The organism is Salinirubellus salinus, assembly GCF_025231485.1.
GTDB lineage: Archaea > Halobacteriota > Halobacteria > Halobacteriales > Haloarculaceae > Salinirubellus > Salinirubellus salinus.
Map to the genome: position 1 here is coordinate 1,032,663 of NZ_CP104003.1, position 13,974 is coordinate 1,046,636.

General features: G+C 69.8%; 12 protein-coding genes. 9 read left to right on the forward strand and 3 right to left on the reverse strand.

Annotated elements, in window-relative coordinates:
* The first annotated feature begins 35 nt into the window (after positions 1-35).
* From N0B31_RS05705 to N0B31_RS05745, 9 genes are all read left to right on the forward strand, one after another.
* Entirely contained in the window at positions 36-2,264 is a 2,229-nt protein-coding gene (locus tag N0B31_RS05705; RefSeq protein WP_260594891.1) for a PAS domain S-box protein, read from the forward strand.
* Between the two features lie 58 nt (positions 2,265-2,322).
* The gene (locus N0B31_RS05710; protein ID WP_380627170.1) at positions 2,323-4,242 is read left to right on the forward strand and encodes a DEAD/DEAH box helicase; all 1,920 of its coding nucleotides are present in this window, start codon (positions 2,323-2,325) and stop codon (positions 4,240-4,242) included.
* Between the two features lie 20 nt (positions 4,243-4,262).
* On the forward strand, positions 4,263-4,592 hold the full coding sequence (locus tag N0B31_RS05715) for a 4Fe-4S dicluster domain-containing protein (protein ID WP_260594892.1): 330 nt from the start codon (positions 4,263-4,265) through the stop codon (positions 4,590-4,592).
* A gap of 134 nt (positions 4,593-4,726) precedes the next feature.
* Positions 4,727-5,578: an electron transfer flavoprotein subunit beta/FixA family protein gene (locus N0B31_RS05720; protein WP_260594893.1), complete on the forward strand. Its 852-nt coding sequence runs from the start codon at positions 4,727-4,729 to the stop codon at positions 5,576-5,578.
* 3 nt (positions 5,579-5,581) lie between these two features.
* Entirely contained in the window at positions 5,582-7,312 is a 1,731-nt protein-coding gene (locus N0B31_RS05725) for an electron transfer flavoprotein subunit alpha/FixB family protein (RefSeq protein WP_260594894.1), read from the forward strand.
* A complete protein-coding gene (locus N0B31_RS05730; protein WP_260594895.1) occupies positions 7,305-8,966 on the forward strand; it encodes an FAD-dependent monooxygenase in 1,662 nt (553 codons plus the stop codon). The genes N0B31_RS05725 and N0B31_RS05730 overlap by 8 nt, the downstream gene beginning before the upstream one ends.
* The gene (locus tag N0B31_RS05735) at positions 8,963-9,319 is read left to right on the forward strand and encodes a DUF8055 family protein (RefSeq protein WP_260594896.1); all 357 of its coding nucleotides are present in this window, start codon (positions 8,963-8,965) and stop codon (positions 9,317-9,319) included. Before N0B31_RS05730 ends, N0B31_RS05735 begins: the two co-directional genes overlap by 4 nt.
* Positions 9,320-9,392: 73 nt before the next feature.
* Positions 9,393-10,124: a GNAT family N-acetyltransferase gene (locus N0B31_RS05740; RefSeq protein ID WP_260594897.1), complete on the forward strand. Its 732-nt coding sequence runs from the start codon at positions 9,393-9,395 to the stop codon at positions 10,122-10,124.
* Between the two features lie 180 nt (positions 10,125-10,304).
* Entirely contained in the window at positions 10,305-10,760 is a 456-nt protein-coding gene (locus tag N0B31_RS05745; protein ID WP_260594898.1) for a MaoC/PaaZ C-terminal domain-containing protein, read from the forward strand.
* Position 10,761: 1 nt separating this feature from the next.
* Here the strand turns inward: N0B31_RS05745 and N0B31_RS05750 are convergent, their stop codons facing one another.
* Genes N0B31_RS05750 through tmcA form a run of 3 tightly spaced genes read right to left on the reverse strand, consistent with a single transcriptional unit; the run spans position 10,762 to position 13,762 of the window.
* The gene (locus tag N0B31_RS05750; protein ID WP_260594899.1) at positions 10,762-10,917 is read right to left on the reverse strand and encodes a DUF8014 family protein; all 156 of its coding nucleotides are present in this window, start codon (positions 10,915-10,917) and stop codon (positions 10,762-10,764) included.
* Positions 10,918-10,961: 44 nt separating this feature from the next.
* On the reverse strand, positions 10,962-11,516 hold the full coding sequence (locus tag N0B31_RS05755; RefSeq protein ID WP_260594900.1) for a DUF456 domain-containing protein: 555 nt from the start codon (positions 11,514-11,516) through the stop codon (positions 10,962-10,964).
* Positions 11,513-13,762, reverse strand: coding sequence for a tRNA(Met) cytidine acetyltransferase TmcA (tmcA, locus tag N0B31_RS05760; RefSeq protein ID WP_260594901.1), 2,250 nt, complete (start codon positions 13,760-13,762; stop codon positions 11,513-11,515). Before tmcA ends, N0B31_RS05755 begins: the two co-directional genes overlap by 4 nt.
* Positions 13,763-13,974 lie beyond the last annotated feature (212 nt).

A 13,974-nucleotide genomic window follows, 5' to 3' on the forward strand; every position in this document is an offset into this window, starting at 1 on the left:
GAAACCTTCTTTACGAGCCTCAATCGTGAGGTACTATGGTAGGGTCCTGCGGTCAGTCCGGGACCGTCCTCTGCGTCGACGACGACGAGCACACGCTGTTGCTGCTCGCGGAACACCTGGACGAGGTCGGGCTGGACCCGGTGACGACGAGCGACCCCGAGGAGGCCGTCGAGCGGGCCCGTGAGCCGGACGTCGAGTGCGTCGTCTCCGACTACGCGATGCCGGAGTGGTCGGGGATGGACCTGCTGGAGGCGGTGCGGCAGTACCGGCCGAACGTCCCGTTCGTGCTGTTCACCGGTCACGGGAGCGAGTCGCTGGCCAGCGAGGCGCTGGGGGCAGGCGCCACCGACTACGTCCTGAAGGATGGCGAGAACGCGTACGTGCAGTTGCGCGAACGTGTCGGGCGGGTCGTGGGCGAGGCTCGGGCCGAGCGGACCCGCCGACGCTACACGAAACTGCTCGCCGAGTCCGAGGAGGTCGTGGTCGTGCTCTCACCGGACGGTGTCATCGAGGACGTGAGCGACAGTGTAGAGCGGGTGCTCGGCTACCGTGCCGACACCGTCACGGACACGCACTTCGAGTCGTACGTCCACCCCGACGACGTGGAGAGCGTCCGTGAGCGTCTCGAGCGACTCCTGACCGACGGTGGGGTGTCCGAGCGACTCGAGTTCCGAGTGCGACACGCCGGTGACCGATGGATCACGGTCGAGACGTGGGCGAAGGACCTCGTCGACGACCCCGACGTGGATGGGGTCGTCACCTACCTCCGGGACGTGACCGAACGCGCGGACCGCGAAGCGTGGGTCCGGGCGCTCGTCGAGAACTCCATGGACGTCACCAGCGTCGTCGACCCGGACGGCACCGTGCAGTACACCGGTGGCTCGAGCGTGTCCGTGCTGGGTTACGAGTCGGACGAACTGGTGGGTCGACGGGTCCAGGACTTCGTCCACGAGGACGACCTCGGCCGGCTCGAGTCGGTCGTCAAGCTCGTCGGCTCGCCGGGGACCGTCGCCGGGCCGGAGACCTACCGGTTCCGCGGTCCGGACGGCGAGTGGCGGTGGGTCGAGTCCGTCGTCAGCAACCCCGAGACGGACGCCGTCGACGGACTCGTCGCCAACACCCGTGACGTCGGTGATCGGGTCGAGCGCGAACGCGCCCTCCGGCGCGTCGAGAGCATCGTCGAGTCGATGCACGACGCGGCCTGGACCGTCGACGAAGACCTGCGGATCACCTACGCCAACCGGCGACTCAGAGAGCGGATGGGGGTGTCCATCGAAGACATCGTCGGAAGGCAGGTCGACGACCCCGACCTGATGATAGCGAGCGAGGGTCAGATGGACCGGTACGAGTCGATGCTGCGGGCGGTCGTCGACGGTGAGGCCGGGAGCCGCCGGGAGCAGTTCACCATCAGCCTCCCACGGGGCGACCGGGAGATAGAGATCCAGGCGAGCGCCATCAGTGGCGCCGACTCGCGGGACGCGGGCCCCGCACCGCTTCGCGTGGGCGGGGCCGTCTGCGTCTCGCGTGACGTGACCGACCGGGTCGAGACCGAGCGGCGTCTGGAGCGCCAGAACGAACGCCTCGAGCTCCTCAACCACATCGTCCGGCACGACATCCACAACGACATGACAATCATCAGCGGGTGGCTCTCGCTGTTGCGCGAGGACGTGGACCCCGAGGTGGCCGAACGGTTCGAGGACGTCGTCCGTGCGAGCGAGCACGTCATGGAACTGCTCCAGGGGGTCGGCGAAGCCCTCTCGGTGGTCGGGACCGACAGCGAACTCTCCGTGAAACCCACGCCGCTGGCCGCGGCGCTCCAGAGCGAGATAGGTCGCGTCCGGGACGTCCATCCCGAGGCCACCGTCGACGTCCGCGGGGAGGTGCCCACGGTCGACGTGCTCGCCAACGAGATGCTCGCGTCGGTGTTCCGCAACCTCCTCGTGAACGCCGTCACCCACGCCCGGACCGACGAGCCGACGGTCGTCGTCGACACGGCGGTGACCGACGAGACCGCCACCGTCACCGTCACCGACGAGGGGCCGGGACTCTCCGAGGCGCTGACCGAGGCGCTGAACGACCCGGACCAGTTGGTGGCCGAGGCCAGCGGCGTCGGCGTGGGGCTGTACCTCGTCGAGACGCTCGTGACGGCCTACGACGGGGACATCGAGGTCCGCGAGCGGGACGAGGGCGAGGGGACGGTGTTCCGGGTCTCCTTCCGGCGTGCGGACGCGCCCGAGGCCGAGGGGGAGACCGGGGACGAGTGACGGCCAGCCTCGGCACGCACACGAGCGCCTTTTGCCGACCCGGTCCGTAGCAGGGACAGTGACAGAGGACGACCCCGGACCGGCAGCCGACGGGACCCCAGAGGGGGCGACCACGCCGGAGGAGACAGACGAGACACCCGACATCCCCGTCGACCGGTTCTACGACCTCCTGGAGGGGAAGGCCAGGCCGCTCGTCACGGCCAGCGAGGTGGCCCGCGAACTGGACTGTACGCAGGTCGAGGCGTTCGACGCGCTCATCGGTCTGGCGAAGGAGGGGCACCTCGAATCGCTGGACGTCGAGGCCGACCCGACCGTCTGGTTCCCGGCCGACTGGAAGGACACGCAGGACCGCGAGCGAGTGGTAGTGTTCCCCAAGCGCCGGGAGGTGGTCGTCGACCGGCCCTCACAGTTCACCCGGGCGCAGCTGTCCGGGTTCGCCCACCTCGTCGACACCAACCGCGAGTCGGGCTACCTCTACCGGATTCGCGAGGCGGACGTCTGGCAGGCGCCACACGACTCGTTCGAGGCGCTGCAGCGCTCGATGCGGCAGGCGCTCGGGCAGCGCGCCGAGGCGCTGGAGGAGTGGGTCCAGAACCAGTGGGAACGCGCCCGGAAGTTCCGGCTCTACACGCACGAGGACGGCTACGTCGTCCTCGAGGCACAGTCGCCGGACCTGCTCGGGAACGTCGCCGAGCAGAAACTGGAGTCGGGCGTCCTCCGCGCCCGTATCTCGGACACGGAGGCGTGGGTGGCCGAGTCGAAGACGGCGGAGTTGAAGCGCGCACTCTACCGGGCGGGCTACCCGGTCCGCGACGAGCGACACCTCGACGAGGGCGACGCGCTGGACGTCGACCTCTCGCTCTCGTTGCGACCGTACCAGACGGACTGGGTCCGCCGGTTCGTCGACACTGGGAGCGGGGTGCTCGTGGGGCCGCCGGGGAGCGGGAAGACGGTCGCCGCGATGGGCGTGATGGAAGCCGTCGGCGGCGAGACGCTCGTGCTGGTGCCGGGGCGCGAACTCGCCGAGCAGTGGCGCGAGCAGTTGCTCGCGAACACGTCGCTGACCGACGAGCAGATCGGCCTCTACCACGGCGGCGAGAAGCAGGTCCGACCGGTGACGATAGCCACCTACCAGACGGCGGGGATGGACCGCCACCGGATGCTGTTCGACGAGCGTCGGTGGGGACTCATCGTCTACGACGAGGTCCACCACATCCCGAGTCCGATCCACCGGCGGAGCGCGGAGTTACAGACCAAGCACCGCCTCGGGCTGTCGGCGACCCCCGTGCGCGAGGACGATCTCGAACGCGAGATATTCACGCTGGTCGGCCCGCCCATCGGCACCGACTGGGAGGCGCTGTTCGACGCGGGCTACGTCGCGGAGCCGGAGATAGAGATTCGCCTGCTGCCGTGGGCCAGCGAGATGCACCAGAACGAGTACGGGAGCGCGGAGCGCCACGAGCGACGGCAGGTAGCCGCCGCGAACCCGGCGAAGGAGGCCGAGATACGGGAGATACTCCGCTCGCATCCGGGGGCGAAGGCGCTGATATTCGTCGAGTACATCGAGCAGGGCGACCGACTCGCCGAGGCCCTGAACGTCCCGTTCGTCTCGGGAGAGACCCCACACGCCCGGCGTCGGCAGTTGTTCCGCGAGTTCAAGAGCGGGCCGCGGGACGCCCTCATCGTCTCGCGCGTGGGTGACGAGGGGATCGACCTCCCGAACGCGGAGGTGGCCATCGCCGCCTCGGGGCTGGGCGGCTCGCGCCGGCAGGGGTCCCAGCGTGCGGGCCGGACGATGCGGCCGGTCGGCCGGGCGAGGATGTACGTGCTGGCGACGCTCGGTACCGAGGAGGAGGACTTCGCGCGCCAGCGGACGCGCCACCTCGCTGGCAAGGGCGTCCAGGTCCGCGAGCGCGAGAGTGTCGCCTACGCGGAGGGGACCCCGGGACGGGACGGGGGCGACAGCAACTATAAGTGAGACCGTTGTCAAACCCTCCCATGGCAATCGACCCGCAGTTCGAGGACAACCGCGAAGTCGTCGACGAGCACGAGGGGCACAAGGTCTGGGGCCCGGTCGACGAACCGGAGCAACTCGGCATCCACGGGACCCACGTCGCCGTGGACTTCGACATCTGTCTCGCCGACGGCGCGTGTCTCGAGGACTGCCCGGTCGACGTGTTCGAGTGGACCGACACGCCGGGCCACCCGGAGAGCGAGATCAAGGCCGACCCGGTGAACGAGGCCCAGTGCATCGACTGTATGCTGTGCGTCGACGTCTGCCCGGTCGACGCCATCGACGTCGACCCCGGTCGGACCGACCGGGTCTGAGACGGGCGGCCGTCACTCTCGGCCCGGCAGGGGTGTGGTGGAGACCCACGAGCGACAGCTACACGCGTGAGAGTGTGGGGCGGCGGACGAACTATTATAAGGTTTGGGAACCGGCGACACGTTGAGAGGTACCAATGCACAGCGTCGTACTCACGAAGGGAGTACCCGACTTCCGCGAAGGACAGGTGTCCTTCGACGAGAACGGGCATCTCGAACGTGGCAAGACACCGACGGTGATGAACCCGAACGACAAGCACGCCCTGCGTGCCGCCCTCCAGACCAAGGTGCGCCACGGGGGGCGGGTCAGCCTGGTGAGCATGGGCCCACCGGGGTACAAGGAGATCCTGCAGGAGGGGATGCGTGACGTGTACGCGGACGACTGCTATCTCGTCTCCGACCGCGAGTTCGCGGCGGCGGACACGTGGGCCACCTCCATCACGCTCGCGACGGCACTCGACCACTTCGAGGAGACGCCGGACATCGTCTTCGCGGGGTTCAAGACGGCCGACGGGGAGACGGGCCACACCGGCCCCCAGACCTGCTGGTGCATGGACTGGCCAATCGTGACCCACGTCGTCGCGATGGACGTGGACACCGAGGCGGGCACGCTCCGCGCGAAACGACTCGTCGAGGGCGACGTGAAGGAGATAGAGACGGTCGAGACGTCGCTCCCGGCGTTCGTCGTCGCGGACCCGGAGTTCGCTCCGTCCTACCGGACCGCCGGCGAGCGACTCACCCTGAAGGACCTCCGCGCGGAGACGAGAGCACGCGCCGAGAACTACGAGGACACGCTCACGATGTGGGACCACGAGGAACTGAACCTCGACCCGGACTACGTCGGTCTGGACGGGTCGCCCACCATCGTCTCGTCCGTCGACCCCATCCCGAAGGCCCCGGCCGAGCGCGAGGCGACGATGATCGACGCGGACGACGAGGCGGGGATGAGTGAAGTGCTGGAGACGCTCGCGCCACACGCGGCAGACTGACCGATGACACTAGACCCAACCGAACACACGATACCGGAACTCGGACCGAAGATCAAGGACATCGACGACGTCTCCGAGCTCGAGGAGATACTCCAGAAGGAACACCGCGGCGAGAACCGCCAGGGTGCCATCGCGCTCATCCAGAGTCGCATCGACAAGTTCTCCGAGGACGAGGCGGACGACGGCGACGGCGAGGTCGAGCTCGCCGGGATGTCGGTGGCGGACGTCGGCAACGCCGTCCGGGACATCGACGAGGTGGCCGACCTCGAGGCCCTCCTCGAACAGGAGGAGGCCGGCGAGAACCGCGACAGCGTGAAACGGCTCATCGAGAGCCGCATCGACTCCGTCCAGGGGAGCGACGAGGAGGAAGCGGAGGACGCCGGCGAGGTCGAGGCCCAGAGTCCCGAGGAGAAGTACCCCGAACTGGACCACCCGACGGCCGACAAGAAGCACGTCCGAGCGCTCGACGGCGGTGACTACCAGGACATGTGGGTCTACTGCGAGACCCAGCAGGGCGAACTCATCGACGTGTCCAAGGAGATGCTCGGGAAGGCCCGCGAGCTGATGGACACGTACAACGACGACTACGACACCGAGGAGAAGGTGGTCGCCGTCGTCATCGGGGAGGACGTGGAGGAGCTCGCCGAGGAGACCATCGCGTACGGCGCGGACGTGGCCGTCTACGCCGACGACCCCGCGCTCTCGCGGTTCCGACTCAAGCCGTTCACCGAGGTGTTCTGCGACATGGCGCGCGGCGCGGGGCACGAGTTCGGCCGTGAGGACCGGCCCGACGAGGAGTGGCACGACTACGACGAACCGCGCTACACCGTGTTCCCGGCGACGAACAACGGCCGTGACCTCTCGGCGACGGTACAGGCCGAACTCGACTCGGGGCTGGCGAGCGACTGCTCGGACCTCTACATCACGGAGTCGATGATATCGAACCCGGCGAAGACCGGCAAGCCGGGCGAGAAGGTGGAGTTCCAGCGCGTCTTCCACATGAAGCGCCCGGACTTCTCCGGCTTCGAGTACTCGACCATCCTCTGTCTGGACAAGCCCGACCGGGAGTTCCACCCGCAGGGGGCGTCGGTCATCCCCGGGAGCTTCCCGCTGTCGGACCCGGACCCGGAGCGCGAGGGCGAGGTCGTCCACCACGAACTGCCGCTCGAGGAGTCGTGGCTCGACGTCGAGGTCACCGAGTACGACCAGCTCGACGGTGGCGTCGACCTGACCGGACGCGAGGTCATCGTCGCACTCGGCCGCGGTATCGGGAGCGACCCGACGAAGGGTATCGAACTCGGACTGGACCTCGTCGACGCGTTCGAGGACGCCGACCTCGGCCTCTCGCGAGGGGTCATCACGGCCTCCTACGAGTTCGACGGGCACGTCGCGAAGTACGTCACAGAGGAGCGCCAGATAGGCGAGTCCGGTCAGGTGGTCGAACCCCCCATCTACATCGCCGTCGGCATCTCCGGTGCCGTCCAGCACAAGGTCGGGATGGACGAGTCCGACACCATCATCGCCATCAACACGGACACGGACGCGGACATCGTCGACTTCTCGGACTACTTCATCGAGGGCGACCTGTTCGAGGTGCTCCCGATGCTGACCGAGGCGATAGAGAGCGGGCAGATGGACATCAAGGCCGTGGCCGACGGAGGTGAGCGAATCGGGGATTCGCGAGCCACGTCTGGACCCGCAGGGTCCGACGGAGGTGAGCCGACCGATGACTGACGACTACGAGCACTACGAGGCCATCGTCGTCGGTGCGGGGCCCGGCGGGGCGGCCGCCGCGGCCCGACTCGCTGACGCCGGCGTCGAGACGCTCGTCCTCGAGCGTGGCGTCGACGCCGGCTCGAAGAACGTCTCCGGCGGCGTCATCTACGCCGAGGAGTCCGCACCGTACACCATCGACGGGCTGTTCCCGGGCTTCCGCGACGAGGCCACCGAGCGGCCCATCACGACGAACTACATACACAACGTGGCCGGCGACCGGGTCAAGACGTTCGACATCTCGGACCTGCACCACCACGACACCGAGTGGGCGGACGCCGTGTTGCGCCGGAAGATGGACTCGTGGCTCGCCGAGCAGGTCCACGAGCGCGCCCGCGAGACGGGCGGTGGGCTCCTGACGGAGGTGCGGGTCAACGGCCTCCTGCGCGAGGGCGGCGAGATAACCGGGGTCACCTGTGACGACGTCGAGCCCATCCGTGGCGACGTCATCATCGCCGCCGACGGCGTCAACTCGGAACTCGCACGGGACGCGGGGCTGATGGACTGGGACGAACCGGAGGAGTGGTTCCAAGGCGTGAAGGCCGTCGTCGACATGCCCCGCGACGCCGTGGAGGACCGCTTCGACATCGGCCCGAACGAGGGCGAGGCCCACCTGTTCTCTGGCGACCTCTACGACGGTGTCCGCGGCGGCGGGTTCCTCTACACGAACCGTGACACGCTCTCCATCGGGAACGTGTTCCACCTCGACAGCATCGTCGAGGAGGAGGCGGAGGTCACCGACCTGCTCGACGGCCTGCTGACCCACCCGCTGCTGGGCCAGTGGCTCGACGAGGAGTACACCGAGGTGGAGTACTCGGCGAAACTGGTGCCGGACTCGAAGAAGGTGGCACACCCCGAACCGCACTCGGGGCGACTCCTGCTGGTCGGTGACGCGGCCGGCCAGATGCAGGCACAGGGCCCCATCATCAAGGGGATGAACCACGCCGTGAGCGCGGGTGCGCTGGCGGCCGAGGCGTACGTCGAGGCGAAGGGGCGCGGCGACGCGACGAAGGCCGGCGTGCAGTACCAGCGCAAACTGGAGAGCGAGGGCGTGATGGGCAAACTCCGCCCGCCAGCCTACGAGGCCACGCGCGGGCTGACGGAGAACGAGTCGATGACGACCATCGTCGACACGGTGGTCGAGTCGCCCGTCGGCCGGTTCGCGCTGCGGTCGCTCGAGGGGACCGTCGAGCGCCTGTTCAACTCCCCGACGGTGATGAAACTCCTGCCGGACACGAAGACCGGCTACGTGACCGTCCCGACCGTCCTCGCGGAGGAACTGGGCGAGCGCGTGACGACCGAGAACCACGTCGAGCCCCCGTCGCTGGCCGACCGCATCGGCGAACTCACCTACGACGTGGGCGAGCCACACATCGAGGTGCTCGACCGGTCGTGGGAGGCCAGCGGGGCCGCGGTCACCGCCTGCCCGGTCAGTTCACTCGACTACGGTGGTGGCTGCTACCGCGCCGAGGAGGTGAAGACGAACGGCAGCACGGAGCGGGTCGTCAGCCTCGACACGCAACCCTGCGTCGAGTGCGGGACGTGTGCCGTCGTCGCCGATACGAAGTGGACACACCCCAGCGGCGGGAAGGGCGTCGCCTACGACGAGGGATGAGCGAGTACGCCGGTCGTATCGACGACCTCGCCCAGCGGGCCAGCGAGGCACGGGAGTCGTTCGACCCACCAGACGACCCGCCTGACGAGGAACGGGCGCTGTCGTACCTCCGGGAGGGGTTCGGCCCCACCGTGAGCGTCTACCTCGAGGCACGGACCGGCGGCAGGCTGACCCGGTTCGACGGCGAGGAGTTCGACCGGCTCCAGCGCGCGATGAACGACTGGCTCGCCCTGTACGCCCGGTGTTACGGGGTGAGTTACGACCCCGAGTACACGGTGCGGACGGCGGCCGAACTCGTGGTCGACACCCACGACGTGCGGGACACGGCGGCGGTGCTGACCCACGTCCCGTAACCGTCGAGTCGGGGACTTTCGCTGGCTAGAGTCGGCAACAATTGTTAAGTACCGGCGTGTGGTAACGCGCCTCATGCAGTTCACCGACGACCTGGAGTTCGGTCACGAGGGGCGCAACGAGGTCTACGAGTACGTCGAGCAGCAGGGGACGGTGGACTACGAGGCGGCCCGCAAGGCGCTGGGGATGGGCGAGAGCGAGTTCGGGTCGTACGTGACGGTACTCAAGCGCGATGGCGTCCTCGAACAGGAGGCGGACGAACTCCGGGTGAAGTTCGACGACGCCGGCCCGGAGTACCACGAGGTCGACGGGATGGAGTTCCTCATCCGGCAGGCGACACAGGACGACCTGCCGGCAGTGGTGGAGACCATCCACCGGGCGCTCGACGACGAGACGTACATCGTGGGGACGACGCTGGCCGACGAGGTTGACCGCGACGAGGTGCTGCTCCGGCACAACGAGCTCTCCTCGCGCGTCGTGTTCGTCGCCACGGTGAACGGGGAGGTGGCCGGGTGGGTCCACCTCGAACACCCGGAGACCCCCGCGCTCGCCCACACCGCCGAACTCACGCTCGGGGTCGTCAAGGACCACCGGGGCAAGGGCATCGGTCGGAAACTGCTGGCCCGTGGCTCGCACTGTGCTCGCGACCTCGGGACGGAGAAGCTCTACAACTCCGTCCCCACCACCAACGAGGGAGCCATCGCGTTCCTCGAGTCCGAGGGGTGGGAGACCGAGGCGATCCGCGAGGACCACTACAAGATCGACGGGGCGTACGTGGACGAGGTGATGATGGCCTACCGTCCATAGCCCAACCTGTTTCGCTCGGGGCCGCTGCGCGGACCGCTCACGGCGGCTGGGCGCGCGACCCGACCGCGACCGCACCGCATCGACGTCCAATCTGTCGTATCGGCGTCCCCCACTGCCACGGTTCGTGCTCTGTCAGGTGGTGCGAACACCTCACATGCCGCTCTCCGACACCGGAGTGCCATGCCCGACGACCGACGCTACTTCGAGGACCTGACCGTGGGCGAGACGCACGACTGTGGGAGTATCGAGGTCACGCGCGAGGAGATGCTCGACTTCGCCGAGCGCTACGACCCACAGCCCATCCACGTCGACCCGGCGGCCGCCAGCGAGTCGATGTTCGGTGGCCTCGTCGCGAGCGGGTGGCTCACCTGTGCGCTGAGCGCCCGGTTGCTCGTACAGGGCTACATGAACGACACCGCGTCGCTCGGTGGCCGAGGGATGGACGACGTGCGCTGGCACGCCCCCGTCTACCCCGACACGACGCTGTCCGTGACGGTCGAACTGGTCGAGAAACACGCGGGCGAGAACCCCGCCTTCGGCCACACGCGGGTGACCGTGACGACGACAGGCGGCGAGGGCGAGACGGTGCTCACGATGGACGGCCTCGGCATCGTCGCCAAGCGCGACGGCCGGTGACTCAGGGGAACTCCCCGTCCTCCAGCGGCTCGGCCACGACGCCGTCCTGCGTGGCCGGGCCTCTCGCGTGGGCCGCACAGACCGCTCGGTCCTCCGCCCACGGGATGTGGAGTCTGACGGCGGCGGTCCGGTCGCACCCGTCCTCGGCACACTGCATACGCGCTCTTCGGCGGGGCGGGGACTCGGCCTTTTCGCCCCGGTTCAGACGGCGACGGCGAGGAGGAGCCCGACGAGGACCGTCGCCGTCAGCAGGGCCTGCATCACCGCCGAGGCGAGGACGCCGACCGTGGCGACGGCGGCGACGCGTGCGCTCGCCTCCAGGTCCTCGCTCTCGCGCAACTCCAGCAGGAACACCGTCCCGGCGATACCGAGCAGGAGGCCAACGGGGCCGGCGACGAACACGAGCGGGAGCCCGACGGCGGCGGCGACGGCCGTCGTCTTGAGCGACGCGCCGCCGGCACGGGCCGTGAGCGCACCGCCGAAGAAGTCCACGACGAGCGCGGTCAGCCCGACGCCGACGAGCAGGACGAGCACGAACGGGCCGGGGTCGGTGTACCCCGTCGACCACCAGTACAGCCCGACACCGACGAGCGAGAGTCCCGCGCCGGGCAACAGCGGGACGACGCTCCCCACCACCCCGAGCACGCAGAGCGCGACGGCGAGCAGGAGTGCCGTCTCGAAGCCGAACAGTTCGGCGGGGAGTCCGGGGACCGACCGGACTGCGAGCGGGAGTCCCACCCCGACGAGCGGCGTCATCGGTAGCGCGCCGCCTCCTCGGCGGCCACGTCGGTCCCGTAGCGGTCCACCAGCGGTCGGTAGGCGTCACCCAGCGACCGCATCGTCGCCCGCTTCGACACGTACGAGAGGTCGTCGGCGACCCACTCCCAGTCCCGGGCCTGCAGCACCTTCCTGACGAGCAACCGCTCCGCGCTGGCGTCGAGCGCGTCCACGCCGTCGACCAGCGCGCGAGTGGCGAGCCCGCGGAACGGGCGGGGGGCGGCGTCGTACATCCCCGGTCCGTAGGCGGCGCTGGCGACGAGGCGCCACTCGCGTGCGGTCAGGTCCAGCGGGACCGGGGCGTCCGTCGCGGCGAGCACGCCGCGGACGACGTCCGGGTCGGCCCCGTCGAGGGCGTCGGCGAGCACAGACGGGAGCCGCCGGGCGAGGAACGTCGCCGAGCGGTCGTGGAGTTCGCGCCCGGCGTCGGTGAGCGGCCGCACCATCAGTGCGCTGTGCTCGCCCGAGCGGTCGTTCCGGGTGGTCGAGAGGTGGACCGAGCGGAAGCCGTTCCGCTCCCAGAACCGGAGGAGGTCCGGGGTCGCGCCGTAGCCGACGCCGAGGTAGTCGACCGGGTCGGGCCACGGGCCGCCAGCCCGCAGCTCGGCGACGACCTCGTCCAGCAGCCGCGAGCCGAGGCCCCGGGAGCGGACGGCGTGGTGCGTGGCGATGCGGAGGACACGGACCCCGACGGGTTCGCCGGCGTCCTCGTCCCGGAGTTGCGAGGTCAGCAGGTCCGGGAGCATGTTCCCGCGGACGCGTTCGCCCTCGTACATCCGTCGGCGACGGTCGGCCGAGAGCCCGCCCTCGCGCGCCAGCAGCGCCACGGCGACGACGTGTCCGTCGTGCAGGAGGGCCCGGACGGCGACGTTGGGCGCGTCGAGGAGTCGGGCGAGGTCGTCCGGTTCGGTGCGGTAGTGCGCGAGGACCAGCAGGCCGAACGCCTCGCGCAGGCGGTTCTCGTCCGCCAGCAGCGCCTCGGCGTCGAGCGTGCGGTACTCGCAGGCATCGGGGGCGGCGTCGGTGACCAGCTGGTCGGCCGGCGGCCCGGCGTCGAGCAGGAGCGCCCGGAACGCCCACACCTCCACGGGGTCGCCGGCGGCGTACCGGATGGGTTCGGTCATCGTCACGTCGGTCACCTCGCGTCCCGCGTCGGCCAGTCGGTCGCGGAACCGGACGTCGAAGCCGCGGCCGGTCCCCTCGTAGCCGTGGACGGTGGTGGCGTAGGCGACCGGTGGCCCGGCGAGGAACGCCGCGAGGGTGTCGACAGGGAGCGCCGCGGCCTCGTCGACGACGACGGCGTCGAACTCGCCGACGCGGTGGGTCGCCTCGGGCGGGTCGAGGAACCGCAGTTCGCCCCCCGTGGTCGAGACGACGCGCCGTCCGTCAGCGCCGTCGAGCGACCCGAGCGACTCGAGGAGTTCCTCGGCCCGCGCGAGCACCTCCCGCGCGTTCCGCGACCCGGGGGCGGTGACGAGGACGCGTCGGCCCTCGGCGACCAGCGCACCGGCGGCGAGGCCGGCGGCGCTCGATTTCCCCCGTCCCCGGTCCGCCGAGAGGACGACCACCCCCGCGTCGTGGAGCGACTCCAGCGCCGCGACGGCGGCCCGCTGGTCGTCGGTCAGGCAGGCGTCGTAGGCCGCCTCGGGGAAGGTTCGGTCCCCACGAGTCCCGTCGCCGCCGTCGTCGACCCACCGGACGCGCAGCGCTGGGTGGGTCAGCCCGTCGCGTTCGAGGGTCCCCGAGTCGGCGTCGTAGATGGCGACCCCGGGGTGGGCACGGAGCGTATCCACGAGGCGGCGTCGGAAGTGCCCCGTGACCGCGTCGGCCGTGAACGGTGGCGCGGCGAGCGAGTCCGCGAGGCCGTCCGGTGCGGTGGGCCACGCGTCGAGCGGCGGGGTGAGCAACACGAGGAGTCCACCGCCGTCGACGGCACCCACGGCGCGGCCGATGGCGTTCGGTCGGGTCTGGTCGTGACAGTCGAGGACCACCGTGGTCCGCGTGGTGCCGAGGAGGGACGTGGACTCGTCGAGCGAGAGCTCCTCGGCGGCACAGATCCGGCGGTCGGCGACGACCGTCCGGTCGCCCATCGGCACGTCGGCGGCGTCGAGGGCACGTTCCGCGGCGTCGGCGGTCGCCTCGCGACTGCCGGCGAGGACGAGGAGCCGTCGCTCGTTCGTGGCGAGGGCTTCCTCGCGGAGGGCACGGACGGCGTCGGCTAACACACCATCTCTTGGGCGGGGACGGGGCAAGACCCCTTCGCCAGCGACGGACCGCCGTGGCGAGCGAGGGCGTGTGCCGCCGTGACAGTCGCGAGACCGTTCAAAAGCGTTTTTATGCCCCGATTCGGTAACTGAGGGTACAGCCTGCGCGGGGCTGTGATGCTCCTAGCCTCTCAGGATTCCGCGCCGCACCGGGCGGCGCGAGGACGGGACCC

Excerpts from the sequence above, each read along its gene's own strand:
- N0B31_RS05705 (WP_260594891.1), top strand. The coding sequence starts at position 36 with ATGGTAGGGTCCTGCGGTCAGTCCGGGACCGTCCTCTGCGTCGACGAC.
- N0B31_RS05715 (WP_260594892.1), top strand. The coding sequence starts at position 4,263 with ATGGCAATCGACCCGCAGTTCGAGGACAACCGCGAAGTCGTCGACGAG.
- N0B31_RS05720 (WP_260594893.1), top strand. The coding sequence starts at position 4,727 with ATGCACAGCGTCGTACTCACGAAGGGAGTACCCGACTTCCGCGAAGGA.
- N0B31_RS05725 (WP_260594894.1), top strand. The coding sequence starts at position 5,582 with ATGACACTAGACCCAACCGAACACACGATACCGGAACTCGGACCGAAG.
- N0B31_RS05730 (WP_260594895.1), top strand. The coding sequence starts at position 7,305 with ATGACTGACGACTACGAGCACTACGAGGCCATCGTCGTCGGTGCGGGG.
- N0B31_RS05735 (WP_260594896.1), top strand. The coding sequence starts at position 8,963 with ATGAGCGAGTACGCCGGTCGTATCGACGACCTCGCCCAGCGGGCCAGC.
- N0B31_RS05740 (WP_260594897.1), top strand. The coding sequence starts at position 9,393 with ATGCAGTTCACCGACGACCTGGAGTTCGGTCACGAGGGGCGCAACGAG.
- N0B31_RS05745 (WP_260594898.1), top strand. The coding sequence starts at position 10,305 with ATGCCCGACGACCGACGCTACTTCGAGGACCTGACCGTGGGCGAGACG.
- N0B31_RS05750 (WP_260594899.1), bottom strand. The coding sequence starts at position 10,917 with ATGCAGTGTGCCGAGGACGGGTGCGACCGGACCGCCGCCGTCAGACTC.
- N0B31_RS05755 (WP_260594900.1), bottom strand. The coding sequence starts at position 11,516 with ATGACGCCGCTCGTCGGGGTGGGACTCCCGCTCGCAGTCCGGTCGGTC.